A 26,135-nucleotide genomic window follows, 5' to 3' on the forward strand; every position below is an offset into this window, starting at 1 on the left:
GAGCCGGCGGCTGCTCGCTAGCGGTTCGATCCCGCCTTCGCCATACCGCGCTGCACGGCGTCGGCGAGGTAGGGGCGCAGGCGGGTGGGATCGATGATCGAGTGCACCGACCCGACCCGCTGTGCCCGCTCCACACTGTGCGCGGTGTCGAACTCGTCGGCCACCTGCCCGAGCTTCTCCGACCGCACGCCGGGACGCAGGGCCGCGAGCTCCGAGGTGAGCCGGGCGGCCTCGGACTCGGCGCCGGCCTGCCGGGCCTCCGCGATGCGCCCCTCGAGATCGGAGATGCGCCGGTCGGCGGCGGTCCGCTTGTTCACCTCGCCCGCGAACACGACCGCTGCGGCGGGCGCCCCGCCGAGCACCGATGCGTAGGACCCCTCGACGGCGGCGATCTCCATGCTGTCGTTCAGCGTTCCGGAGAACACGACGAAGGCGCCGCCGTGGTAGCGGGAGACCACGCAGAACACGATCGGGCCGTCGAAGTTGACCACCGCCCGGCCGATCTCGGCGCCGTACTCCAGCTGCAGCTGGCGCAACGACTCCGGTGACCCGTCGAAGCCCGAGAGGTTGGCCAGGATCACCAGCGGCCGGTTCCCGCTGGCCGCGTTGATCGCCCTGGCCGTCTTCTTCGACGACTTCGGGAACAGTGTGCCGGCCGTGAACGTCGTGGGCCCGTCCACCGGCGGGCGCCCGCGGCGGGGGAGCGGGCGCGACTCGATGCCGAGCAGCGCGATCGGCTGCCCGCCCAGGTGCGCGTCGAGCACCACCACGCCCTCGGCGTCGAGCATGTCGACCCAGCGCTCCAGCGTCGGGTGGTCGGAGTCGGCCACCGCGTAGAGCAGCGAGCGGATGTCGAACGGCTTCTTGCGCCCCGGGTTGGCCGTGAACACCTCGCCCACGCTGGTGAAGTCGCAGCCGGGGCCGGAGTGCGGCGAGTCGCTGATGTCGCGATCCACCGGGTCGTTGGTGAGGGCGGGGCGGGGGAACCGCTCGCCGGGCGCCCGGTAGGTGTGGGCGTAGTGCGTGAGCAGCACGTCCACCGCGCCGGACAGGTCCGGCGCCCAGTACTGGGCCTGCCCGTTCGGGCCCATGATCCGGTCGTAGCCGCCGATCCCGAAGTTGTCCTCGGCGCTCACGCCGCCCGAGTAGTCGAGGGACTGCTTGCCGGTGAGCACCATCGCGCTGTCGGGCGTCATCACGAGGATGCCCTTGGTGTGCATGAGCATCGTGGCCTCGGCGTTCCAGTACGGCTGGGCGCCCACGTTGATGCCCGTGACGACGACGTTGATCTCACCGCCGTCCTGCGTGAACTCGATGATCCCGCGCAGCACACGGGAGATCCAGTCCATGTTCTCCGTGCCGGAGTCCATCGCGATCTTGGCCCCGGCAGACACCGCGAACCACTCGATGGGCGCGTCGAAACGACGGGCGAGCTCGATCGCGGCGAGCACGCGCCGGCACTCCGGTTCGGCGAGTGCACCGAGTGCCTTGGTCGGGTCGCCGATCAGGACCACCCTGGTCATGCCCTCGGGGTAGCGCTGCGACGGGGTGGTGACCGTGCCGAGCACGATGTTGGCGGTGTTGCCGCCGGGCGCGCGGTCGACCACGACCGGGGCACCGTCCGGGTCCAGGTCGTACTCGGTGAACACCCCCCGCACGGCCTCGGCGGCTCGTGTGTCGGCACCGCGGCGGTCGGGGTCGCGCAACAGCATCGGGACCAGCTCGTACGGGTAGACCGCCCCGCGGCGCCGGGCCCGGATCACCTTCTGCGCGTAGGCGTCCAGCTCCCGAAGCGGAGCGGTCGGCGGTTCGGTGACCTGGACGGTGAGGCCGGCGCCGGGTGGGCGGGACATCCGCAGCAGGAGGTCGCGTGGCTCGCGGCCGTCGTCCCCGCCGGAGTGGCGGAACTGCACCAGCACCTGTTCGAGGCCGAGCCCCTCGGTGCGCGGGGCCAGCACCCGGATCACCGAGTCCACCTCGTCGACAGGCACCTCGACCACGGGCCAGACGTAGAGCAGCACCCGGTTCCAGTCCACCCTGGCGTCGCCGGGATCGGTGGCGCGGGCCGAGCGCATGGCGTCCAGGCAGGCGTCGAGCACGTGCTCCAGCTGAGGCAGCGCGCGAATGCGACCCCGCTCGTCGCGCAGCACCGTCAGCTCACGTACGTCGGACAGCGCGATCAGCCTGCGGTCGTCGGGCACCTCCTTGCCGACGGCGCGGAAGAGGTGCACGTCGATCGGCGAGGGCAGCCTGGTCAGCTCGAAACCGGAGAGCCTCCAGAGTCCGAGCCGCTCGGCGACCATCGGGTGCAGCCCGCGCAGCGTGCGGTCCTCGACGGGGCGGCGGTCGGTGGGGTCGGGCCGGAACGTGAACCACGCCGAGCGCTCGTCACCACCTGGCCTGCGCACCGCGACGGCCACGCGCGCGAGCCGGTTCGGCAGCCTGCCCAGCATCGCGCTGATCTTCTCCGCCGAACGCTCCGGGTCGGCGTCCGGAGCCTCGCCTGCGATGACGTAGAGGTCGAGCAGCACGGTGCAGCTGTCCGGCAGCTGCGAGATGATCCGCCTCAGGTCGCCCTGCACGGCCATCGGATCGCCCGCCGGTGGGGCGTCCGGCGCGGTGTGCACCGTGGTGGCGAGCACCATCTGCTCGAGATGCGCGGCCTGGTCGGGGCCGAGGTCGTCGACCCGGTCGAGGGGCCGCGCGCCGTCCTTGAGCGAGTAGGCGGCGGTGAGCAGTGGACGCCCGCCGCGGTCCTCGAGCCGGACGTCGGTCAGCGTCCGCCCGCGGTAGTACCGGCGGGTCATCACCTCGAGCATCGCGGCGTGGTGCCGCTCGCCGAACACGCCGAGGATCGGTTCCGCGGCGGCGACGATCGTGTCGATCTGCCCCGCGCGCACGGCGGGGTCGTCGGACAGCCGGTCCAGCTCGGCGCGGACCTTGGCCTGGCCGGCCGCGCGCTCGGCGGCGATCACCGGCTCGTCGAAGCAGGTGTACCGGACGCGGCGGGCGAACCCGCCGACGACGGGGTGCCGCAGCTGGGTGGCACGGACCAGGCGGTCGAGGGTGTGCTGGTACTCCTCACGCGTCGACTCCGGGAGCGAGTCGGGGTGCAGCAGCCGCCACTGCAGCAGCTCCAGCACCACCGGGACGTGGGCCGTGGCCCTGCGGTGGGCCAGGAACATCCGGTACAGCGCGCTGTTCAGGGCGTCGGCGGAGACCGGGGCGGCCGGCGTCAGGTCCGGCACGCCGTAGTGCGCGAGCGCGCGGCGCAGCTTCTCCCGGAACGACTCCGGCAGGCCCTCGGCGTCGGCGTCGCGGGAGCGCAGGTAGGCGTGCAGGAACTCCTGCGGGTTGCGGGCCTCCTCGCCCGCGGGGTCGATCTGCTGCGTCTCGTCCTCGGGGCCCCGGCGGTTGCGCGACAGCGCGCACAGGTCGGCGAAGATGCGCAGCACGGCCGTCTCGCCTGCGAGCACGCGGGCGTCGTCCGGGGGGAGCGCGTTGCGGGCCGAGGAGAGCGCCGCCAGCAGCGGGCGGGCGTCGCGCTCGTCGATGTCGAAGCCGAGCACGAGGAACCGCAGCGACATCAGCGCATCCGCGGCGACGGCCGCGGCGTCGGCCCCGACCGCGGGCGGCCCGGCCAGTCCGGAGAGGTCGGCGCGCTCACCGTCGCCAGCGCCCGCCGCGTCGGCGTCGGGCTCCAGGCGGACGAGCTTCGTGCCGCCCTCCACCTGCGTGTTCGGGGCGACGAGAATCTCGCAGACCCGGCCGGCCACGGGCGCACGCAGGGCCGTCTCGAGCTTCATGCTCTCGACGACCGCCACGACGTCACCCGCCTCCACGACGTCGCCGGGCTTGATCGGGATCGACACCACCATCGCAGGCGCCGGCGCGCGGACCAGGCCGGCCTCGCCGCCGGAGATGCGGTGCACCGCGCCGTCGACCTCGACGAGGTAGTCGGAGCCCTGCGGCACCGAGAGCACCGCGAACGTCTGCCCTGCGACCGTGAGCTTGCGCTCGAAGCGTCCGGTGCGCTCCGCGTCGACGTCCACGACATGGCCGTCGAGCTCCACGCGGTAGCGGTTGCCCCGGGCCTGGGCAACCCGCAGCCGGTAGGACTGCCCCGCGGCGCGCACGTCCACCTGGTGCCAGGTCTCGTGCCCCACCTCGGGACGGCCGCGCTCGGCGGAGGCGAAGAGCCGGTCGCGCTGGCGCGCCACGTGCGCGTCCTGCGCCTCCACGGCCGTGGCGAGCAGCGCGACGTCGAGCCGCCGCGGCGGGGAGTAGCCGTTCGCCATCATCGCGTCGAGCCAGGTGGTGTCGGTGTCGCCGGAGAGGATCTCGGGGCGGTCCAGCAGGTCGAGCAGGAACGCCTTGTTGGTGGTGCCGCCGTCGATCACGGCCGCGGTCTGGCGGAGCGCCCGGGACAGCCGGGCCCGCGCCTCGCCCCGGTCGCGGCCCCACGCGATCACCTTGGCGATCATCGAGTCGAACTGCGGCGGGATCAGGTCGCCCGTGCAGACGCCGGTGTCCACCCGGATCCCGGGCCCGCTGGGCAGGGCCAGGTGCTCGATGCGCCCCGGTGCCGGTGCGAAACCCTGCTCGGGGTCCTCCGCCGTCAACCGCGCCTCGATCGCGTGCCCACGGGCAGCCGGGGCCTCCGGTGCGATGTCGGCGAGCCTGCCGCCCGCTGCGACGTGCAGCTGCAGCTTGACGATGTCCATGCCCGTGGTGGCCTCGGTGACCGGGTGCTCCACCTGCAGCCGTGTGTTGACCTCGAGGAACGACAGCAGCCGCTCCCCGGGCTCGTAGAGGAACTCGACGGTGCCGGCGTTCACATAGCCCGCCGCCCGGACGAGCTCGGCCGCGGACGCGCGCAGGATCCCCTCCTGCTCCGCGTCGAGCGCGGTGGAGGCGGACTCCTCGATCACCTTCTGGTTGCGCCGCTGCACCGAGCAGTCGCGGACCCCGAGCGTCCACACGTCGCCGTCGGCGTCGGCGACCACCTGTACCTCGACGTGCCGCCCACCGCGGATCGCGCGCTCGAGGAAGACCGTGGCGTCTCCCGCCGTCTTCGACGCCTCGGAGCTCGCCCGCTCGAAGGCCTCCTCGAGCTGCTCGGGTGAGTCGACGCGACGGATGCCGCGACCGCCGCCACCGGCGGTGGCCTTGACCATCAGCGGGTAGCCGATCCGCTCCGCGTGTTCCCGCGCGGCGGCGACGTCGGACACGGCGCCGCCGCTCCACGCGGCCAGCGGCACGCCGACCTCCTCGGCCAGCTTCTTCGCGGCGATCTTGTCGCCGAGCCGCTCCATCACCTCGGGCGACGGGCCGATGAACACGATGCCCAGCTCACGGCACAGGCGTGCGAAGTCGGCCTTCTCCGACACGAAGCCCCAGCCCGGCCACACCGCGTCGGCGCGCGCCTCCCGCAGTGCACGCTCCAGCTCCGCGTGGTCGAGGTACGGGCTCGCGGCGAACGCCTGGTCCGGATCGTCCGGCCCGATCAGCACCGCCTCATCGGCCTCGCGGACGAACATCGCGTGCCGGTCCACCGCCGTGTACAGCGCGATCGTGCGCAGCTCCCGCCGGTCGCCTAGGGATTCGGGAGATCCGGGTGATGAGACCTCGGCGTTCCACTCTCGTACCGCATTGATCAACCGCATTGCCGGTTCCCCGCGGTTGACGATGACGACCCGGTGGAACGACTGATCCGTCACATCTGCTCACTCTCGTCACTGGTGCCACGGCCCCTCCCGCGGCAGTACCGGCGGGGACCGTAGCGCCTGGAACTCCCGGCCCGGGCCCACCCAACTCGACCTCCCGCTGTCGCACAACCGACGAGCGGGTAACCCCCCGAGTGAGCGGCATTGCATGATGCACGGGTGCTGACGGTGACCCACGGTGACCTGACCTTCGACGTCCACGAGCATGGTTCGGCCGATGGTGTCCCGGTTCTTCTGCTGCACGGATTCCCACAGCGTGGCACGGCATGGGACGCCGTCGCGGAGCGGCTCGCCTCGGCCGGCATCCGGACGCTCGCCCCCGACCAGCGCGGCTATTCGCCGTGCGCCCGCCCGCGGGGCAGGCGTGCCTACCGCATGTCCGGTCTCGTCGGCGACGCGCTGGCCGTCGTCGACTCGCTGGTCGGCCCGGCGGGTCGGGTGCATCTCGTCGGGCACGACTGGGGTGCCGCGGTCGCCTGGTCGCTGGCCGCGCGCAACCCCGACCGCGTCCGCTCGCTCACCGCCATCTCGGTGCCGCCGCCCGGGGTGTACGTCCGCTCGCTGTTCACGACCAGGCAGGCGCTCGCGTCCTGGTACATCTACGCCCTGCAGCTCCCGCTCCTGCCGGAGCGTTTTCTCGGGGCGGACGGGCGCGCGTTCTCCCCGAGGCTCGTGGCCGCTCTGCGGCGCTCCGGCCAGTCCCGGCCCGCCGCGGAACGGGACGCGGCGGCGCTCGCCGACCCGGGGGCGCTGACCGCCGCGATCAACTGGTACCGAGCCCTGCTGACCGGCCCCTTCTCCGACCACACCCCGCCTGTGCAGGTGCCCACCCTGTTCGTCTGGAGCGACGGCGACACGGCCATCACCCGGCAGTCCACGGAGCTGACGCACACCGACGTCGCCGGGCCCTTCCGCTATGTGGAGCTGCGCGGCGTGAGCCACTGGATCCTGGAGGAAGCGCCCGACCAGCTCGCCGACCTCCTTCTCGAGCAGTTCCAGGAGCATCCGGGCTGACGTGCGTTAAGGTCGTCCGCCATGGCCTGTGACCGGTGGCGCTGATGGAGGTCCTCGCCTCCCGGGTGCTCCTGCACCCGGTCGACCTGGAGCGAAGCCTGCACTTCTACCGGGACGTGCTCGGGCTCGCCGTCTACCGCGAGTTCCCCGGTGGCACCGTGTTCTTCCTCGGAGGCGGCTTCCTGGAGCTCTCCGGGAACGCGCAGGAACCGGCGGGCGAGGCGATCGCGCTCTGGCTCCAGGTGCGCGACCTGGCCGCTGCCCACCGAGAGCTCGCCGCGCACGTGGTCCGCGAACCGCGACAGGAGCCCTGGGGCCTGCACGAGATGTGGATCACCGACCCCGACGGCACACGGATCGTGCTGGTGCAGGTTCCGGCCGACCATCCGATCCGCCGGGACTCCCGCCACCACCAGTAGCCCGACCTCACGGCGACGGTTCTGGCCCGACCCCGTCAGGCCCGGGCTGCCGCCGCCACCGGCTCCGGTGCCACCGACCCGGCCTGCCTCGCCGGCGTGACGGCGGCGATCACGGCGCCGCCCACCGCTGCGACCGCCGCAGCGAGGAACACCACCGTGTACGCGGTGGCGGAGGGCAGCACCTGCCCGTCCACCGCCATGGTCAGGCTGGTGGTGACCGCGGCGACGACCGCGCTGCAGGACGAGGTGCCGAGCATCCGCATCAGCGTGTTGAGGCTGTTGGCCGCCGCGGTCTCGGACGCCGGTACCGCGTCCATGATGAGCAGCGGCAGCGCCGAGTAGGCCAGCGCGGCCCCGATGGCCGTGACGGTGGACGCCGCCATCACCAGCGGGATCGACCCGGGGAGCGTCGCCATCGCGACGTTCCCGATGGCGAGCACGGAAGTGCCGAGCACCAGCGTGGTGCGGGCGCCCCGGCGGCGCGACACGCGTGCCGAGACCGGAGAGAAGATCGTCATGGCCCCGCCGATCGGCAGCAGCACCACACCGGCGGCCACGAGGGAGAGCCCGAACCCGTAGCCGCTCGCCGTCGGGGCCTGCAGCACCTGGGTGGTCAGGAGGAAGCCCGCGAACATCCCGAAGCCGATGAGGACCGATGCGATGTTCGTCCACAGCACCGCGGGCCGGGCCGAGACGCGCAGGTCCACCAGCGGCGATCGCACCCGCAGTTCGAGCCGGCCCCAGAGCGCGAACAGCACCACGGCCGCCGCCAGCAGGCCGAGCACGCGCGGGCTGCTCCAGCCCCACTCGGCGCCCTTCGAGATCGCGAGCAGCACGCAGACCAGTGCGAGGCCGAGGCCGACGGCTCCCGGGAGGTCGAAGCGACCGCCGGAGCGCTGCGGCGACTCCCGCACCACCGCGCGGACCAGGAAGAACTGCAGCGCGCTCAGCAGCGCCGCCGCCCCGAAGAGCCACCGCCAGCTCGCCTGCTGCGCGACGAGGCCGGTGATCGGGAGGCTGATCGCGCCTCCGATGCCGAGCGAGGAGCTCATCAGGGCGATCCCGCTTCCGACGCGGTCGGGGGGCAGCAGGTCGCGCATGATGCTGATCCCCAGCGCGATCACGCCCATCGCCGCACCCTGCAGCGCGCGGGCCGCGATCAGCACACCGATGTTCGGTGCGATGGCGCCCAGCGTCGATCCGGCGGTCACCATCGCGAGCGCCACGAGCATCAGGCGCCGCTTGCCGTACATGTCCCCGAGCCTGCCGAGCACGGGCGCGCACACCGCGCCTGCGACCAGCGTGGCCGTGACGAGCCATGCCACCGTTGCGGGGGAGGCCGAGAGCAGGCGCGGGAACTGCGGCAGGAGCGGCACGACGAGGGTCTGCATCACCGAGACCGCCAGCCCACACGATGCGAGGACGCCGATCACGAGTGCCGGGCGGGCTGACGGTGCGACCACCTATCCACATGAGCACGCGATCGTTGCCATAAGCAAGCTTTTTGCCCCGATCCGGGAGGAACGTCACGTCCGTGGAGGAAGATCCGGATCGTCCCTGCGGAAGCGTCATGAGCGCCGGTACCGACTAGCCACCGCCCGGGAGGACGCGGCATCCTGGAACGGTCAAGAAGACCAGCGTCCCCGGTGCCGCGGCGTGGTCGTCCCGTCGATCAGGGGAGCGCCTGTGAGCACTGCCTTCTCCTCCTCCGGCGACCAGCAGGGCACCGTCGTCGAGCTGTCGCGCATCCGCCCCACACCCGACCTGTCCATCACGAGCCTCGGCGCGTGCCGGATCACCTCGCCGATGGCGCCGCTGCTGGACGCCCGCCAGACCACCGAGCACTACGTCGACGAGCAGGACCGCGTGCTTCTCGACGACACGCTGGCCGGCATCAGCTCCCGCGGCGTGCCGGCCGGTGAGCTGCCCGGCATGGAGCCCTGCGGCCCACGGCGGAAGATCTTCTTCGACCCGTCGAAGACCCGGGCCGCGATCGTCACGTGCGGAGGTCTGTGTCCCGGCCTGAACGACGTGATCGCCGGGCTCGTCCGCACGCTGACCTACCACTACCGCGTGCGCCGCGTCGTCGGCATCCGCAACGGCTACCAGGGCTTCGTCGCCGACTACGGGCACGACGTCGTCGAGCTGACCCCGGAGACCGTGCGGGACATCGCCACCGACGGCGGCACGGTGCTCGGCACCTCCCGCGGGCCGCAGGATCCCGAGGAGATCGTCGACTGCCTGGAGCGGCTGCACATCAACGTGCTGTTCGTCGTGGGTGGGGACGGTTCGATGCGCGGGGCGATGGAGATCGCGCGCACCGTGGCCGAGCGCGGCCTGATGATCGCCGTGGTGGGCATCCCGAAGACCATCGACAACGACATCCCCTACATCGACCAGAGCTTCGGCTTCCAGACCGCCTTCAGCCTCGCGAGCGACGCCATCCGCGCGGCGCAGGTGGAGGCGAAGTCAACGGCCAACGGGATCGGGCTGGTCAAGCTAATGGGCCGGCATTCCGGCTTCATCGCCTGCTACGCCGCGCTGGCACGCAGCGGCGCCGACGCCGTCCTGATCCCCGAGGTGCCGTTCGCGCTCGACGGCGACGAGGGACTGCTCGCGCACCTGCGCCGCCGCGTTGCGGAGCGGGGTCACGCCGTCGTCGTGGTGGCCGAGGGGGCGGGGCAGGAGCTGCTCCCGGACTCGGGCGTGGGGAGCGACGCCTCCGGCAACGCCCGCCTGCAGGACATCGGGCCCTACCTGCGGCGGCGGATCGGCGACCACTTCGCCGGCGCCGGGGTGGAGACCTCGATCCGCTACATCGATCCGAGCTATGCCATCCGCAGCGTGCCCGCCAACCCCTACGACTCCGTCTACTGCGTGCGCCTTTCCCAGGCGGCCGTGCACGCGGCGATGTCGGGGCGCACGGCGATGGTGGTGGGCAGGTACCGGCGGCGGTTCGTCCACATCCCGATGCGGGTGGCGGTGAGCCGGCGCAACCAGGTCGACCCCCACGGCGACCTGTGGATGGCGGTGCTGGAGTCCACGGGGCAACCGGTCCGCTTCGGCTGACCTTCATGATCGCCGCGAGATCCGCGGATTCGCCCTCCGGAGGGCGCAAACCCCGATCTCGGGACGATCTTCCCCGCGGTAGGGCGGCTCGCGGGGCGGGGCCGGCGGCTCGCCAGCGATACTGATCTGGTGCGCGGCCTGGCTATGCGGTTCCTCGGTCACTCCACGGTGCGGTTGGAGCTGGCCGGTCGGGTGGTGCTCACCGATCCCGTCCTGACGCGGGGGATCGGGCCGTTGCGCCGGGTCGGAGGGCCGACACCGGCGCCGCGCGACCACGACGACGTCGACCTCGTCCTGATCTCTCACCTGCACGGCGACCACCTGCACCTGCCGTCGCTGCGCCGGTTGCCGCGCAGCGCGCGGGTGGTGGTCCCGCGGGGTGCCGGCGACTGGCTGCGCGGGCGCGGGATCGCCCGGGTCGAGGAGCTCGCCCCCGGCGAGGACCTCGAGGACGGCGACCTGCGGGTGACCGGCGTGCCGGCCGTGCACAGCGGGCACCGCTGGGGGCCGCGTTCCACGCGCGGTCCGCAGGCCCTGGCCATGGGCCACCTGCTGACGAGCCGGGACGTGCGGGTCTACGCGGCGGGTGACACGGACCTGTTCCCCGGCATGGCCGAGCTCGCCGGGCCCACGTTGGACGTCGCGTTGCTGCCGGTGTGGGGATGGGGGCCGACGCTCGGTCCCGGCCACCTCGACCCGGCTCGCGCTGCCGCGGCGGTGCAGTTGTTGCGGCCCCGCGTGGCGGTGCCGGTGCACTGGGGCACCCTCGCCCTCGCCGGGCTGGTGGGTGCGCCCGGGCGCGCCGGTGCGCGGATGCGCCGGCTGCTCGTGGAGCCGCCGAGGACGTTCGCCGACGCGGTGACGGCCACGGGCGAGGCCACCTGCGTGGCGATCACCGAGCCGGGCGCCACGGTCGCCCTTCCGCGCCCGTCGTCGCTGCCCGGCACGCCGCCGGCACCGGACGTGCGGTGATCGCGCTGGCGGGCAGTTTCACGGACCCTTCCGCGATCGGCTATCCCGCCGTGTTCGGCGGAGTTCTGCTCGGCTCGCTGGTGCCCGTCGTGCCCACGGGTGCGGTGGTCGGAGCGGCGGCCGCGATCGCGACGACCACGGATCACATGTCGCTCCCGATCGTCGTGCTGCTGGCCACGGTGGGGGCGTTGCTCGGTGATCTGGCGACGTTCGGCGTGGCCAGGGTCGGCAGCGATGCGGCGCTGCGCTGGGTGGCACGGGGTCAGCCGCCGGAGCGGCTCGCCGCTGCCCGCGCGCGGTTCGCCACGCGCGGCTGGCAGCTCGTCGTGGTGGGCAGGCTGGTGCCGGCCGGGCGGATCCCCGTACTGCTCGCCGCGGGCACGCTCGGCTACCCGTGGCGACGCCTGGTGCCGGCCGCGGTGGCGGCGTGCCTGCTGTGGGCGATCGCGTATGCCGCGCTGGGGATCGTCAGCGGCGGGCTGTTCGACAACCCGTTGATCGCGACGCTCCTGGCGGCGCTGCTCGTGCTGGTGGTCGGAGGACTCAGCTCGCTGGTGGCCACGTACGTACGGCGCAGGCGCCGGGAGGCGGACCGATGAGCGAGCTTGCGAGTGAATCATCGATACAGCGCCTTCGCGCAGCGCCGACCGAGCGCAGCGAGGGCGAGCGATGAGCGAGCTTGCGAGTGAATCATCAATACAGCGCCTTCGCGTAGCGCCGACCGAGCGCAGCGAGGGCGAGCGATGAGCGGGGGAGCGCCGACCGGGCAGCGGAACGGTGCGGGACGGCTGCTGAGGGGTGGACGTGTCGCCGCGCGGGTGCTGCTCGTCTGGGTGCTGGTGGCGGCGGCGCTGCGGCTGCTCGACGGGTGGCTTTCCGGCTTCTCGATGGCGGACTGGTGGCAGCCGACGGTGTGCGCGCTGCTGTTCGGGGTGCTCAGCGGAGTGGTGTGGCCGCTGATCCTGCGGGTCGCGCTACCGATCGCGGTGTTCACGCTCGGGATCGGGTCGTTCCTGCTGCTGGGCGCTGGGGTGCTGGCGATCTCCTTCGCCGTGCCGGGCGTGGTGATCGCCGACTTCGAGACGGCGGTGGTCGTCGCGGTCGCCGTGTCCGCGCTCGGAGCGCTCGGGTCGAGCCTGCTGGCGCTCGACGAGGACGAGTTGTTCTTCCGCCGGGCCGCGCGCCGCCGGGCGCGGCGCGGTACGGGCGGGGACGCCGAGATGCCGCCCGGCGTGCTGTTCCTGCAGGTCGACGGGCTGGGCATGGACACGGTGCGCCGTGCCGTGCGCGACGGGGACATGCCGACCTTCGCGCGCTGGCTGGCTGCCGGGAGCCATCGGCTCACCGACTGGCACACGGACTGGAGCTCCCAGACGGGCGCGAGCGTCTGCGGCATCCTGCACGGCGACAACTCCGACATCCTCGGGTTCCGCTGGTACGAGAAGGACCGCGACCACGTCATGGCGTGCTCGCATCCCGAGGACGCCGCCGAGATCGAGCGACGCCACTCCGACGGCGGCGGGCTGCTCAGCGTCGACGGCGCGGGCCACGGCAACCTCTTCACCGGCGACGCCGAGCACGTGAGCCTGACGATGAGCGCGCTGCCGCTACTGGCCGGGGCGGCCCGCCGGCACCGCGGGTCGGACGGGGTGGGGGCCGGCTACTACGCCTACTTCGCCAATCCGGCGAACACGCTCCGGACGCTCGCCGGGGCGCTGGTGGACGTCGTCCGCGAGATCTCCGCGTCCACACGACAGCGGCGCGCGGGCGTGCTGCCGCGCGTGAACCGGGGCGGCTTCTATCCGTTCGCGCGCAGCGCCACCACGGTGATCGTCCGCGACGTGGTCGTCTCGGCGATCATCGAGGACATGCTCGCGGGCCGGGCCGTGGTGTACGCCGACTTCCTCGGGTATGACGAGGTGGCCCACCACTCGGGTGTGGAGCGGTTCGACGCGCTCGCGGTGCTCCGCGCGATCGACCAGCAGATCGGCCGGCTGCACCGGGCCACCCAGCTGGCGCCGCGGCGCTACCACATCGTGGCGCTGTCGGACCACGGCCAGACGCAGGGCTGGGCGTTCACGCACCGGTTCGGGGAGTCCGTCGAGGCGCTGGTCGGGCGCCTGTGCGGGGCTCCCCAGCCGGAGCCGCGCCGCGGCGTGAACTCGGATGCCCGCAGGCCGGCGGAGGGCTGGCAGGTGGGTGCCGCCCTGGCCGCGGCGTCCACGGGCAGCGGGCCGATCGCACGCAGGCTCCGGGCGCGTGTGGAGCAGGCGGGCTCGGAGGCCGACCGGCCGCGGACCGTCAGCGGGGCGCCCGGTGCGGTCACCCGTGTCGCGCCCGGCGTGGTCGTGGTCGCTTCGGGCCATGTGGCGATGGTGTCGTTCACGGAGCACGAGGGCCGGGTCGGGCTGGAGACGATCGAGCGCGAGTTCCCGGACCTGCTGCCTGCCCTCGTCGACCACCCGGGGGTCGGCTTCCTGCTGGTGCGCAGCGCGGAGTTCGGGCCGGTCGTGCTCGGCCGCGACGGAGTGCACCGGCTGGTCACGGGACGGGTGATCGGCGAGGACCCGCTCGGGGGCTACGGGCCGCACGCCGCCGACCTCGTCCGGCGTGTGGACGAGTTCGACCACTGCCCCGACATCATGATCAACAGCCGGTACGACCCCGTCACGGGCGACGCCTCACCGTTCGAACCGCACGTCGGCTCGCACGGGGGAATGGGCGGTCCGCAGTCGAGGGGTTTCCTGATCCATCCCGCGGAGCTGCCGGCTCCCGGCGAGATCGTGGGGGCGGAGGCGTTGCACCGCGTGCTGCGCGGCTGGCTGACCCATCTCGGGCATCCGGAGCCTGCGGTCGGCGCGCCCGCCACGCGCGGCGTGGCCGTGGACGACGTCACACGTCGCTCGCAGGTTCCCTGACAGACTGTCGGTCATGAGCGAGGCGGCGGGTGATCAGGCGGCACATCGCGATCCCTTCGTGCTGGTGCACGGCGCGAGCCACGGCGGATGGTGCTGGGTGCGGGTCGCGCGCCTACTCCGCGCCGCCGGCCACGAGGTCTTCACGCCGACACTCACGGGCCTGGGCGAGCGGGCCCACCTGCTCACCGAGGACGTCGGACCGGCCACGATGGTGCAGGACATCGTCGCGGTGCTGGAGAACGAGGAACTGCGCGACGTCGTGCTGGTCGGGCACAGCTTCGGTGCGCTGGTCGCGCTGGGCGTCGCCGACCGGGTGCCGCACCGGCTGCGCCGGATAGTCCTGCTCGACGGGCTGGTGGTGGAACCGGGCGCGTCCGGGTTCGACGGTGTGCCTGCCGAGGTGATCGAGGAGCGCGTCGCGTCGGCGAAGGCGTCCCCGAGCGGGCTGGCGTTCGGGCCGGCGCCTGCCACCGTGTTCGGTCTGTCCGATCCGGACGACCTGGCGTGGGTGGACCGGCGGCTCACCCCGCACCCGTTGCGGTCCTACACGGAGTCGTTCGGGCTGCGCGACCCGCTGGGCAACGGCGTGCCGGTCACCTACATCTGCTGTACCGACCCGCCCTATCTCGCGCTGCGCTCGGGCCATGAGATCGTGCGCCGGGCGGGCTGGGAGTGGCGGGAGCTCGCCACCGGGCACGACGCCATGATCACCGCGCCGGAAGCGACGGCGGCCGAACTGCTCCGCTGACCACTGCTCCGGTTCTGGACCGTTCCGCTATGGGATGATCCCGCGGCAGAACATCGATACCATGACCGCATGGTCCAGCGCAGCAACGACGAGATCCGTGGCGACCTCAGCTACCTGTTCGACAAGGCGAGCCAGGCGCTCGCCGCTCGGATGACCACTGCGCTCGCCGATCTCGACATCACGCCGCGGGACTACTGCGTGCTCACCAAGGCGGCGCCGGGCGAGCTGACCCAGGGCGAGTTGGCGGAGATCGCGCTGCTCGACAAGACGACCATGGTCGTCACGATGGACAACCTCGAGGGTGCCGGTCTGGCCCGGCGCACGCCCTGCCCCGAGGACCGCAGGGCGCGGATCGTGCAGACCACCGACGAGGGCCGCGAGGTCGTCGAGAAGGCTCGCACGGTGATCGACGGGGTCTACGAGGACGTGCTCGCCGTCCTGCCCGAGAAGCAGCGCGCCGCCTTCCTCGACGCCTTGGTCGCGCTGGTCGGGACAGACGGCCCCCTGTCCGCCGTGGAGCCCACCCCGAACGCACCCCGGCGGCGCTCCCAGCGATCGTCCCGAAGCGCATGATGCGAATCTAGATAGTCTAGAAAAAAACTATCTGTTACGGTCCCTCCTGGTTCACGATCCAGGAGGTTCCCGACATGACGTCACTCGGCACGCAACGCGCCGAACGCTCGACCCGCTCCCGCTGGGCTGCCCTCACGGTCCTCTGCGCGGGCATGCTCATGATCATTCTCGACGGCACCATCGTCAGCGTGGCGCTTCCGGCGATCCAGGCCGACCTGGGCTTCACCGCCTCCGGCCTGGCCTGGACCGTCAACGCCTACCTCGTTCCCCTGGGAGGGCTGCTCCTGCTCGCCGGCAAGCTCGGCGATCTCCTGGGCAGGCGCCGGATGCTCGTCTCCGGCCTCGTGCTCTTCGTCCTGGCCTCGCTGCTCTGCGGGCTCGCCACCGGCTCCGGGATGCTCGTCGCGGCCCGGTTCCTGCAAGGGGCGGCCGCGGCGATGGCGTCGGCCGTGGTGCTCGGCATGATCGTCGGGCTCTTTCCCGAGCCGGCGGAGCGGGCGAAGGCGATGGGCGTGTACGCGTTCGTGGGCGCCGCCGGGGCGTCGATCGGAACGTTGCTCGGCGGCGTGCTCACCGAGACCGTCGGCTGGCGCTGGATCTTCCTCGTCAACGTCCCGATCGGCGTGGTCGCAGCAGTGCTGTCGATGCGGCTCATCGAGCGGGACCGCCCGCTCGGCGGTGCCGCGCGGCCCGACGTGCTCGGTGGTGCGCTCGTCACGGCCGGGCTGATGCTCGCGGTGTTCGCGATCGTCGACGAGTCGGGGTCCGGGATGCGACTCGGTCTCGGTCTGCTGGCGGCGGCGCTGCTCGCCGGGTTCGTCATCCGCCAGCGGGTGGCCGCGGAGCCGCTCGTGCGGCTCGGCATCTTCCGTTCGCGCGCCGTGTCCGGCGGCAACCTCGTCCAGATGCTCATGGTCGCGGGCATGCTGGGCTTCCAGTTCACAGCGACGCTGTACCTGCAGCGCGCTCTCGGCTACCCGCCGGCGCAAACCGGCATGGCGATCCTGCCGATCCCGGTGACGATCGCGGTGGTCTCGCTCGCCTGGTCGGGGCGGCTGATCGGGCGGTTCGGGCCGCGCGCGGTGCTGCTCACAGGCGAGGTGCTTCTCGTGGCAGGCCTGCTGCTGCTGACCCGTGATCCGGTCGGCAGCTACGTGATGGACGTGCTGCCGTCGATGCTGGTGCTCGGTGTCGGGGCCGGGCTCAGCCTCCCCGCCGTGACGACCGTGATGATGTCCGACGCCACGCCCGCCGACGCCGGGCTGGCCTCGGGGCTCGCCAACACCAGCCAGCAGGTGGGCGGCGCGCTGGGCATCGCGGTGCTGGCCGCGCTCGCCACCGCTCGTACCGACGGGGCGACCGCCGCCGGCATGCCGCTGCAGGAGGCCCTCACGGCCGGCTACCACCTGGCCTTCGCGGTCGCGGCTGCCTCCGTGGCGGTCTCGGCGCTGATCGCTCTGACCGTGCTGAACAGGAAGTGAGGTCGTTCCCATGACGTTCGACGACGAGACGCGCGCATTGCTGGACGGGCGGAACTTCGCCACGGTCGCGACGCTGAACGCGGACGGGGATCCGCACACGTCGGTGGTCTGGATCATGAGGGATGGCGACACCGTGCTGTTCTCCGTCACGGCGGCGCGCCGGAAGGCACGCAACCTCGCCCGCGACCCGCGGATCAGCCTCAGCGTCTTCGACATCGCGAACCCCTATCGGTCCACGGACATCGCCGGCACGGCGGAGCTCGTCGCCGACTCGGAGAAGGATCTGCCACGCAGGCTCTCGCAGAAGTACCTCGGTGAGGACCCGCTCCCCGAGCCCGACACCGTGCGCCGGCTGATCGTCCGCGTGACGCCGAGCAAGGTCACCGGCTTCTCGGTGTGACGATGACGGCACGCCGTGTCGCTGGCATAGGGTCGGTGAGTGCTCGATGAGGACCAGCCGGCGACCGGACCTCTGGCCGGGGTGGTCGTCGCCGACTTCTCCCGCATTCTCGCCGGTCCCTACGCCACGATGCTGCTCGCCGACCTCGGTGCCACGGTGATCAAGGTGGAGGGCCCCGGCACGGGCGACGACACGCGCACGTGGGTGCCACCCAGGTCGGCGGACGGCACGGCCACCTACTACCTGGCGATCAACCGGGGTAAGCGCTCCATCGTGCTCGACCTCGCCGACCCTGCCGACCTCGACGTGGCACAGCGGCTCGCGGCGCGCGCCGACGTCATGATCGAGAACTTCAAGCCCGGCGGTCTGGCGCGGTTCGGGCTCGACCACGAGACCGTGGCGGCGGGAAACCCGCGGATCATCTACTGCTCGATCTCCGGCTTCGGCACCGCCGCCGGGGCCGCGCTGCCCGGCTACGACCTGCTGGTGCAGGCCACGTCCGGGCTGATGAGCCTCACGGGAGCCGCCGACGGCCCGCCCTACCGCGCCGGGGTGGCCGTGTTCGACGTGATCACCGGGCTGCACGCGGCCGTCGCGATCCTTGCCGCGCTGCAACACCGCGAGCGCACCGGCGAGGGGCAGAAGCTGGAGACGAACCTGCTCTCCGCTGCGCTGTCGGGGCTGGTCAACCAGACCTCGGCGGTGCTGACCGGCGAGGTCGTGCCCGGACGGCTCGGCAACGCCCACCTGAGCTTGTTCCCCTACGAGCCGCTCCCCACGGGCGACGGCGAGCTGATCGTCATCGCGGCGAACGACGGTCAGTTCCGCAGGCTCGCGATCGCGATCGGTGCACCCGAACTGCTCGAGGACCCCCGCTTCGGGTCGATGGGGGACCGCAACGCCCACCGCGACGAGCTACGTCCGTTGCTGCTGGCCCGCCTCGCCACCAAGTCGGCGCAGGAGTGGTTCGACATCCTCGCGCCTGCCGGGGTGCCGTGCGGCCCGATCAACACCATCGACGACGGGCTGGCCCTCGCCGAGCGGCTCGGTCTCGACCCCGTGGTGGCACCCGGCGGCGTGCTGAGCGTCCGCAACCCGGTGACGTACTCCGCCACCCCACCGTCCTACCGCCTGCCGCCACCCGCGCTCGGCGCCCACGGGGCCGAGATCCGCGACTGGCTGCTCGCCAACCCCTGACGCTCCACGGCGAAGCCACCTCCACGCAAACCGCGTGAAGGTGGCTTCGTGGTGAGGGTGTGCCGGTCAGTTGCCGAAGGGGTTGTCGTTGCCCCCGCCGTTCCCGCCGCCGCCGTTGCCGTTCCCGCCGCCGTTGCCGCCGAAGGGGTTGCCACCGCCGAAGGGGTTCTGGCCACCGAAGGGGTTCTGGTTGCCGCCCTCGTTCTGGCCGCCCGCGGTGGTGGGGCTCTTGTCGGGCTGGCTGCCCAGGGTCACGTCGACGGTGCGGGTGCTGCCGCTGCCGCTGCCGTTGGAGATCGTGAGAGGCACCTGCTGGCCGGGGGCGTAGGAGCCGATCCGCGCGATGAGGTCGGCGAAGTCCTGGACCTGGGCGTTGCCGACCTTGGTGACGACGTCGCCCGCGGCAAGCCCTGCCTGCGCGGCCGGTGAGCCGGACTGCACGGCGGCGATCGGTGCGCCCCCGGCGGCGTCGGACGCCGTGGCCGACGCGTTGCCCTGGACGCCGAGCACCGGCTTGGTCGCCGTGCCGGTGTTGATGAGCTCCTGCGCCACGCGCTTGGCCTGGTCGACCGGGATCGCAAAGCCCAGGCCGACGCTGCCCTCGCTCTGCCCGCCGCCGGTCGCGATGGCGGAGTTGATGCCGATGACCTGGCCGTCGAGGTTCACGAGCGGGCCGCCGGAGTTGCCCGGGTTGATCGGGGCGTCGGTCTGTAGGCCGTTGTAGACGACGCCGGTCCCGTTCTCGCCCTGCACCTGGACGGTGCGGTTGAAAGCGCTGACGATGCCGGTGGTGACGGTGCCGGTCAGGCCCTGCGGCGACCCGATCGCGACGACCTGCTGGCCGACCTGCAGGCTCGAGCTCTGGCCGAGCGTGGCCGGGGTGAGACCGGAGGCGCCCTGCAGCTTGATCACGGCGAGGTCGTAGCTCGGCGCGGTGCCGACCACCGTGGCGTTGTGCTGGCTGCCGTCGGCGAGCGTCACGACGATGTCCCCGGTGGAGCCCGCCACGACGTGGTTGTTGGTGAGCACGTCGCCGTCGGCGGTGAGGATCACGCCGCTGCCCTCGGCCGTGCCCTGAGCCAGGTCGACACGGATGTCGACCGTGCTCGGCATGGCCTTCTGCGCGGCCGCCGCCACCGTGCCCGGCGTGGCGTTGGTGGACGCGGGGCTGGCGGGGGAGGAGGTGAGGACGGTGTTGACCGGGTGGCTGCCCGTCAGGGCGTAGGCCCCGCCGAAGGCGGCCCCGCCGCCGACGAGTCCGGCGATCAACGCGGCCGCGACGATGCCGACCATCGTGCGCGGCTTGCGCGGCTGGTGTCCAGGGGTGGGCGGCGGCGGGCCGTACGGGAAGCCACCGTTCGGCGGCGGGTATGCGGCCGTGGAGTGCTGGTACGGGTTGCCCGCCGGCTGCTCCGCGCCCACGGGCGCTCCCATGGGGCTCGGCCCCATGGCCGGTACCGTGTTCTCCTGTCCGGGCGCGTACGACTGCGCGGGGTGCTGGTCGGTGCGGGGGCCATCGGTCGAGGCGCTCGCGTCCCGGCCCTGCTCCCTCTGCTCGTCGCTCATAGGAACGACGATGCGCCCGGAACCTGGGAACTGCCTGAGGAGTATCTGGGAAAGCGCACGAAAATCCCGCCGGTCACCCCTGCTCTCCTCACCTTCCCATCAGCAGTTCTGCAGCGACATCCGCCTGCGCACGCCCGTCGCCCCACACCGTCACGGACGGTGCCGAGGGTCGCCAGCGGTCCGGCATCCCGACATGGACGACCACCGCGTCCGGCCGGGCGTCGCGCACGGTGTCCAGCGCCGCCGACGGGCCGGCCACGACGGCGACGAGCGGCCTTCCGGCATCGGGAAGGTCCTGCCGGCCCGTGGTGGCCCCTGGGTCGCGCAGGCGCAGGGCCGCAGCCAGCCACGGCTCCCGGCGCCGCCCGGCCGCAACGTTCTCCGGACCCGTGAGATCGAGCAGATGCGGGGCCGCTCCGACCCGCACGTCCCCGCGCACCTCCACGACGCGCCGGACGATCTGCCTGCCGAGGTCACCGGCGGGACCGTCCGTCGAGACCGTGGCCCCGCGCACCCACTCCGCCAGTTGCGCCACCCGCCGCCCCGCATCGGCGAGGCGGGGGCGGGTGAGCGTGCCGTCGGCCAGCGCGGCGAGCAGCGCGTGGCGTACCTCGAGGTAGCCCGCCTCGTCGTCGTAGCCGTTGGAGGGGTTGCCGATGCATACGAGGTCGACGCCCGCCGCCAGCGCGGCGACCGCACCGGGTCCGCTTCCGACGGTGCCCGCGATGGCCTCCATGTCGACGGCGTCGCTGATCACCACGCCGTCGAAGCCGAGCTCGTGGCGCAGGAGCCCGAGCAGCGCCGCACTCATCGTGGCCGGTCGGTCGTCCAGGGCCGGGAACAGCACGTGTGCGGTGAGCACGCAGCGCACCCCGGCCTCGACGGCGGCCGCGAACGGGGGCAGGTCGCGCGACCGCAGCGTCGCCAGGTCGGCGTCGACCACGGGGAGCGCCCGGTGCGAGTCGACCGTGGTGGAGCCGTGGCCGGGGAAGTGCTTCGCGGTGGCCGCCGTGCCGGCGCCCTGCAGCCCCCGCACGAACGCCCGGGTGTGCCGCGCCACGAGGTCCGGGGTGGCTCCGAAGGACCGGATGCCGATCACCGGGTTCTCCGGCTCGGCGTTGACGTCGACCACCGGCGCGAGTGCGATGTCCACGCCCGCCGCCCGGCACTGACGGCCCATCCCCGCGGCGACCGCCTCCGTGACGGCGATGTCGTCGAGGCGGCCCAACGCGACGGCACCCGGCCAGGACGAACCGTCGCGGTGTTCGAGCCGGGTGACGGCTCCACCCTCCTCGTCGGACGCGACGAGCATCCCGGCGCGCCGGTCGTGCAGGGCGGCGCTGAGCTCGGTGAACTCCGGTCCGACGTTCGAGGAGAAGACGCACACGCCCGCGAGCCCGCCGTCGACGGCCCGTGCGAGCCAGTCGGGCACCGTCTCGCCGCTGAAGCCGGGCAGCAGCACGGCGTCGACCAGGCGCCCGTCGGTGCTCATCCCGTGCTCACCCCTTCACCGCCCCGGCCACGAGCCCGTCGGTCAGCCGTTTCTGCGCGATCACGAAGAACACCATGACCGGCACCGTGATCAGCGTGGAGGCCGCCATCACCGCACCCCAGTCGGTGCCGTACTGCCCGAAGAAGCGGCGCAGCCCGACGGCGACGGTGTAGTTGTCCTGGTCGGCCATGAACGTCAGGGCGAAGATGAACTCGTTCCACGCCGTGATGAAGGAGAACACGCTCGTGGCCACGAGGCCCGGGGCCACCAGCGGCAGCAGAACGGACCAGAACATCCGCCCCCACGACGCCCCGTCGAGGTAGGCCGCCTCCTCCAGCTCCACGGGCACCGCGGCGACGAACCCGCGCAGCGTCCAGATCGCGAACGGCAGGGAGAACGCGAGATAGACGACGACGAGCCCGAGCAGCGTGTCGAGTGCCCCGAGGCTGCGCGCCTGGATGAAGAGCGGGATGACCAGCGCCTCCACCGGCACCATCTGGATGATCAGGATCATCACCAGCACCGACGTGCGGAACCGGAAGCGGAACCGCGAGACGGCAACGGCCGCCAGCAGTGCGAGCAGGGCGCCGGCGAGCACGGTGCCGAGCCCCACGAGCAGCGAGTTCAGGAGATACCGGCCGAAGCCGCCCTCGCCGATCACGAACGTGAAGTTGTCGAGCGTCCACTCCTGCGGCCACAGCGAACGCGACCCCGCGTTCGCCCGCCCGTTGAGCGCCGTGGCGACCATGAGCCAGACCGGGAAGAGCGTGAAGACGAGCACCGCGGCCACCCCGAGCCCGCGCAGCGCGCGTCTCATCGGTGAGGCATGACCCGTCACAGCTCCTCCTCACGGAACAGCAGCCGCAGATAGCCCACGGTGATGATCAGCAGCAGCACGGTGAGCACCACGGCGATCGCCGCGCCGAGCCCGTAGCGGTTCTGGGCGAAGGACTCGACGTAGGACCACGTGCCGAGGTTCAGCACGTCGCGGTTGACGCCGTCGCCGCCGGGCATCAGGTAGATCTGGGTGAACACCTTGAAGTCCCAGATCGTCGACAGCACCGTCACCACGGCGAAGATCGGCCGCAGCATCGGGAACGTGACCGACCAGAAGCGCCGCCACGCACCGGCGCCGTCCACGATCGCCGCCTCGGTCACCTCCTGCGGCACGGTGAGCAGCCCGGCGAGCACGGTGAGGGCCACGAACGGGAAGCCGTGGTGCACGACGTTGAGGGCGGCCACCGTGTAGAAGGAGAAGCGGGAGGCGAACGGGTTGGTGGTGGCGGCGTCGGCCAGGCCGAGTGCGTCGAGGGCCTGCACCGCGAGCCCGTCGCCCGGGGTGAAGAGGAAGACCCAGACGTAGGTTCCGGTGACGGCCGGCACGGCCCAGGCCAGCATGATCGCCGTGGTGACGACGCCACGGGTGAACGGGCGCAGGCAGGCCAGCAGCAGCGCCACGAGGGTGCCGACCACCACCGTCAGTGCCACCGCCATCACCGCGAACACCACGGTGTTGGGCAGGACCGTGCGCCAGAGGTCGACATCGCCGAGCAGCTCGACGTAGTTGTCGAAGCCGACCCAGCTGGTGCGGCCGGACACGAGCTGCCGCAGGCCGAAGTCCTGCAGCGAGATCACCACGACCTGCACCAGCGGGTAGAGCAGCAGCCCGCCCATGACGAGCAGGGCGGGCGCGAGCAGCAGCCAGGGCCGGACGGTCCGGGCGCCGGTGTGGCGGGAGCGTCCGGGGCGCGGGCCGGCGGTGGCCGTCCCGCGTCCCGGACGGGTGCGCTCCCGGAGCGTCGTCACGACGTCGGTCACGCTCCGCCGGCGAAGATCTGGTTCATCTCCGCGGCGGCGGACGAGGTGGCCTGGTCGACGGGCGTGCCGTTGAGGATGGCGGCCATCATGGCCTGAACCGTCTTCTTGCCCTGGACCTGCCCGTAGAGCGGAGTCACCGGCACGCTGCGGCCGGCCTCCACCATCTGCTTCGCGAACGGTGCCACGAGCGGATCGGACGACTGCGCGGCCTGCTGCAGCAGCGCGGTGGTGCCGGGGAAGAAGCTCGACTCCGAGCCCCACTTCGCGGCGAAGTCACCGGTGCTCATCAGCTGCACGAGCTGCCAGGCGAGGTCCTGGTTCGGGCTGGCCTCGAAGATCGACAGGTGTGAGCCGCCCAGGAACGAGGGGGCGAGGCCGCCGGTGGGGCCGGGGATCGGGAACGCGCCGATCTTGCCCTGCAGGTCCGGCGCCGCCTCGAGGATCGCCTTCGGCGTCCAGCTCCCCGAGATGATCATCGCGGCCTGACCCTTGGCGAACGCGTCCTGCAGGTCGGTCTCCTTCCAGGTGGCCGCAGCAGGAGTGGAGAGCCCGTGCTTCAGCGCGAGGTCGGCGTAGGCCTGGATGCCCTGGCGAGCCTGCGGTGTGTCGAGGGCGCTCGTCCAGTTGCCGCCGTTCTGGGTGGCGATCTCGCCGCCCGCTCCCCAGATGAAGGGATAGACGCCGTACTCGTTGTCCCCCGCGACCGGGAACGGGACCATGTCCGGGCGGGCGGCCTTGATCTTCTCTCCCGCCGCGGCCAGCTCGTCCCACGTGGTGGGCGGGGTCACGCCGGCCTCGGTGAAGACGTCGGTGCGGTAGACGATCGAGCGGACGCCCGCGTACCAGGGCATCCCGTAGAGGGCGTCGCCGACGGTGCCGGCCTCCGTCAGGCCCGTGACCAGGCCGTCGGACAGGCCCGCCTGCTGTACCCGCGCGGTGAGGTCGGCCAGCGCGCCCGCGTCGCCGAACTCGCCGGTCCAGGTGGTGCCCACCTCGGCCACGTCGGGCGTGGTGCCTCCGGCGATCGCGGTGACGAACTTGTCGTGGGCCGAGGCCCAGGGCACGTACTGAACGTCGAGCGTGGCGCCGGTCTGGTTGCGGAAGGCCGTGGACAGCTCGTCGAAGAAGGGGCGGGCGTCGGGGTTGGTGCCTTCCATGATCCAGACGGTGAGGGCGCGATCGCCTCCGGCGTCGGCGGCCTCGCCGCCCCCGGAACCGCCGCAGGCGGTGAGGGCCAGCGCCGAGGCGGCGAGGAGGGCAGCGACGCGGACGGTGCTACGCCGCGCCCCTCGGGCTCCGGGCATCGACCACATGGGTTCCCCTTCCGATGGGTGCAGCAGAGCAGACCGCTTATTGAGACCAGAGGTCTAAATGTCCGAAACTGTAGCGCTCGTCACCCCTGCGGCGTCAAGACCGCGCCGGGCAATCACGGGGGTGAAGATCGGATGACGCCGCAGGCCGTGGAGGGCCCACCCGGTTTCGGGTGACTCGCGGGGCCGGACCGGGGTCAGGACGGGAAGATGTCGACCATGATCCGGTAGCGGTCGCCGCGGTAGACCGACCGCACGAACTCCGCCACGCGCCCGCCCTCCACGCGGCAGGTGCGCTCGAAGCAGAAGGCCGGGGCGCCCGGCTCGATACCGAGCGCGGCGGCGTCCTCCGCGCCGGTCAGTGCCGCCTCGGCGGTCTGCGTGCCCGAGACGATGCGGTGGCCGAACCGCTGTGCGAGCAGTTCGTAGTAGGAGCGGTCCTCGAGATCGGCACCCGTGAGGCCCGGCACGAGGTCGCCCGGGACGTGCAGGTCCTCCACTGCCATGGGTTCGTCGTCGGCGAGCCGGAGCCTGCGGACGTGCAGCACCGGAGAGCCTGCGGGCACCTCCAACAGCGCGGCCAGCATGACGCCGGCGGGCTCGCGGCTGCTCTGCAGCGTGCGGCTGCCCGGACGCAGGCCCCGGGCGCGCATGTCGGCGGAGAAGGAGTTGGCCGAGAGGCGGTGGGCCACCTTCGCCGGAGCGACGAACGTGCCCGCCCCCTGCCGGCGCACCAGGAGTGCGTCGGCGACCATCCCGTCGACCGCGCGACGCAGCGTCATCCGGGCGACGCCCAGGTCGCGCGCCAGGTCGCGCTCGGCCGGGAGTGGTTCACCGGGCGCCATGGCGGCGATCAGCTCGCCGAGGTGCGCGCGCAGCCGCCGTTGTTTGTCGGTCTCGCTGGGCGGCGCGCTCATAGCCCATTGGTACACCAAGGATCGCGGTCGAGGCCAACGCAACGCCCCGGGTGGTTGACAGCGATGTTTGTCAGGATCATCCTGACACGATGTTCGATCTCGACGCGGACGATCCTGTGGCCATCGCCCTCACCGTCGACGTCACGGCTGCGGCAGGTGCGGTGCAGGTCGCGGCGGTCACCGAGGCGGGCCGGCAGGCCGACGCGCTCCTCGGGGAGCCGCCCCTGCCCGGCAGCGTGGAATGGCACGCGGAGGAGGGCACCGGCATTCCCCTCCGCCGCGAGCGCGCCTGGCAACTGCTGCAGCTGCGCATCGGGCTCGGAGCGGGGATGGACCCGCTGCCCGTGCTGATCGGGTTGCGGCGCCACGGCGCCACCTGGGAGGAGATCGCGCACGCCGCCGGCGTCACCCGGCAGTCCGCGCACGAGCGCTGGGCCGGACGGGTCGCCGCCGTGCTCGACCGCGAGGTTGCCGGCGCAGGAGCGTGACGCCCCGGCTGCGGTGCGGCCCGGGAT

At 72.5% G+C, this 26,135-nt stretch carries 20 protein-coding genes; 12 read left to right on the plus strand and 8 right to left on the minus strand.

All coding sequences use genetic code 11. The features are described 5' to 3' along the window. Window positions 1-17: 17 nt before the first annotated feature. Window positions 18-5,720 carry an ATP-binding protein gene (locus ABD743_RS29900; RefSeq protein ID WP_344725700.1) on the minus strand — a complete coding sequence of 1,901 codons (5,703 nt, stop codon included), beginning with the start codon at window positions 5,718-5,720 and terminating at the stop codon, window positions 18-20. A gap of 165 nt (window positions 5,721-5,885) precedes the next feature. On the opposite strand from ABD743_RS29900, the gene ABD743_RS29905 reads away from it, so the two are divergent. Both ABD743_RS29905 and ABD743_RS29910 read left to right on the plus strand, forming a co-directional pair. After that, on the plus strand, window positions 5,886-6,740 hold the full coding sequence (locus tag ABD743_RS29905; RefSeq protein ID WP_344725701.1) for an alpha/beta fold hydrolase: 855 nt from the start codon (window positions 5,886-5,888) through the stop codon (window positions 6,738-6,740). A gap of 44 nt (window positions 6,741-6,784) precedes the next feature. Then, window positions 6,785-7,159, plus strand: coding sequence for a VOC family protein (locus ABD743_RS29910; RefSeq protein ID WP_344725812.1), 375 nt, complete (start codon window positions 6,785-6,787; stop codon window positions 7,157-7,159). Window positions 7,160-7,194: 35 nt separating this feature from the next. Here ABD743_RS29910 and ABD743_RS29915 read toward each other — a convergent pair whose 3' ends face one another. Beyond that, a complete protein-coding gene (locus ABD743_RS29915) occupies window positions 7,195-8,622 on the minus strand; it encodes an MFS transporter (protein ID WP_344725702.1) in 1,428 nt (475 codons plus the stop codon). Between the two features lie 274 nt (window positions 8,623-8,896). Between ABD743_RS29915 and ABD743_RS29920 the strand changes: the two genes are divergently transcribed. The 9 genes from ABD743_RS29920 to ABD743_RS29960 all read left to right on the plus strand — a co-directional run bounded on the left by ABD743_RS29920 (window position 8,897) and on the right by ABD743_RS29960 (window position 18,517). After that, window positions 8,897-10,228, plus strand: a complete 1,332-nt coding sequence (locus ABD743_RS29920; protein ID WP_379658943.1) for an ATP-dependent 6-phosphofructokinase — start codon at window positions 8,897-8,899, stop codon at window positions 10,226-10,228. Between the two features lie 129 nt (window positions 10,229-10,357). After that, window positions 10,358-11,200: an MBL fold metallo-hydrolase gene (locus ABD743_RS29925; protein ID WP_344725703.1), complete on the plus strand. Its 843-nt coding sequence runs from the start codon at window positions 10,358-10,360 to the stop codon at window positions 11,198-11,200. Beyond that, window positions 11,197-11,799, plus strand: a complete 603-nt coding sequence (locus ABD743_RS29930; protein ID WP_344725704.1) for a DedA family protein — start codon at window positions 11,197-11,199, stop codon at window positions 11,797-11,799. The genes ABD743_RS29925 and ABD743_RS29930 overlap by 4 nt, the downstream gene beginning before the upstream one ends. Window positions 11,800-11,943: 144 nt before the next feature. Further along, a complete protein-coding gene (locus ABD743_RS29935) occupies window positions 11,944-14,118 on the plus strand; it encodes a phage holin family protein (protein ID WP_344725705.1) in 2,175 nt (724 codons plus the stop codon). Between the two features lie 13 nt (window positions 14,119-14,131). After that, window positions 14,132-14,866, plus strand: a complete 735-nt coding sequence (locus tag ABD743_RS29940; RefSeq protein ID WP_344725706.1) for an alpha/beta fold hydrolase — start codon at window positions 14,132-14,134, stop codon at window positions 14,864-14,866. Window positions 14,867-14,935: 69 nt separating this feature from the next. Further along, window positions 14,936-15,439: a MarR family winged helix-turn-helix transcriptional regulator gene (locus ABD743_RS29945; RefSeq protein WP_344725707.1), complete on the plus strand. Its 504-nt coding sequence runs from the start codon at window positions 14,936-14,938 to the stop codon at window positions 15,437-15,439. 74 nt (window positions 15,440-15,513) lie between these two features. Continuing rightward, complete coding sequence (locus tag ABD743_RS29950) at window positions 15,514-16,920, plus strand: MFS transporter (protein ID WP_344725708.1); 1,407 nt, start codon at window positions 15,514-15,516, stop codon at window positions 16,918-16,920. A gap of 10 nt (window positions 16,921-16,930) precedes the next feature. After that, on the plus strand, window positions 16,931-17,320 hold the full coding sequence (locus tag ABD743_RS29955) for a PPOX class F420-dependent oxidoreductase (protein WP_344725709.1): 390 nt from the start codon (window positions 16,931-16,933) through the stop codon (window positions 17,318-17,320). 39 nt (window positions 17,321-17,359) lie between these two features. Beyond that, entirely contained in the window at window positions 17,360-18,517 is a 1,158-nt protein-coding gene (locus ABD743_RS29960; RefSeq protein WP_344725710.1) for a CaiB/BaiF CoA transferase family protein, read from the plus strand. A gap of 66 nt (window positions 18,518-18,583) precedes the next feature. Here ABD743_RS29960 and ABD743_RS29965 read toward each other — a convergent pair whose 3' ends face one another. The 6 genes from ABD743_RS29965 to ABD743_RS29990 form a co-directional block, all read right to left on the minus strand. Further along, entirely contained in the window at window positions 18,584-20,083 is a 1,500-nt protein-coding gene (locus tag ABD743_RS29965; protein ID WP_344725711.1) for a S1C family serine protease, read from the minus strand. Window positions 20,084-20,171: 88 nt separating this feature from the next. Beyond that, window positions 20,172-21,575 (minus strand): glycoside hydrolase family 3 protein, encoded by a 1,404-nt coding sequence (locus ABD743_RS29970; protein ID WP_344725712.1) that lies wholly within the window; start codon window positions 21,573-21,575, stop codon window positions 20,172-20,174. A 7-nt stretch (window positions 21,576-21,582) separates the two neighbouring features. Next, window positions 21,583-22,413, minus strand: coding sequence for a carbohydrate ABC transporter permease (locus ABD743_RS29975; RefSeq protein WP_344725713.1), 831 nt, complete (start codon window positions 22,411-22,413; stop codon window positions 21,583-21,585). Further along, the gene (locus ABD743_RS29980; protein WP_344725714.1) at window positions 22,410-23,381 is read right to left on the minus strand and encodes a carbohydrate ABC transporter permease; all 972 of its coding nucleotides are present in this window, start codon (window positions 23,379-23,381) and stop codon (window positions 22,410-22,412) included. Before ABD743_RS29980 ends, ABD743_RS29975 begins: the two co-directional genes overlap by 4 nt. An 8-nt stretch (window positions 23,382-23,389) precedes the next feature. Next, on the minus strand, window positions 23,390-24,697 hold the full coding sequence (locus tag ABD743_RS29985) for a sugar ABC transporter substrate-binding protein (protein ID WP_344725715.1): 1,308 nt from the start codon (window positions 24,695-24,697) through the stop codon (window positions 23,390-23,392). A 203-nt stretch (window positions 24,698-24,900) separates the two neighbouring features. After that, a complete protein-coding gene (locus tag ABD743_RS29990) occupies window positions 24,901-25,620 on the minus strand; it encodes a GntR family transcriptional regulator (protein WP_344725716.1) in 720 nt (239 codons plus the stop codon). Window positions 25,621-25,709: 89 nt separating this feature from the next. Between ABD743_RS29990 and ABD743_RS29995 the strand changes: the two genes are divergently transcribed. Then, on the plus strand, window positions 25,710-26,108 hold the full coding sequence (locus ABD743_RS29995; RefSeq protein WP_344725717.1) for a hypothetical protein: 399 nt from the start codon (window positions 25,710-25,712) through the stop codon (window positions 26,106-26,108). The last annotated feature ends 27 nt before the right edge of the window (window positions 26,109-26,135 follow it).

This window comes from Pseudonocardia yunnanensis (genome assembly GCF_039534065.1).
Lineage (GTDB): Bacteria > Actinomycetota > Actinomycetes > Mycobacteriales > Pseudonocardiaceae > Pseudonocardia > Pseudonocardia yunnanensis.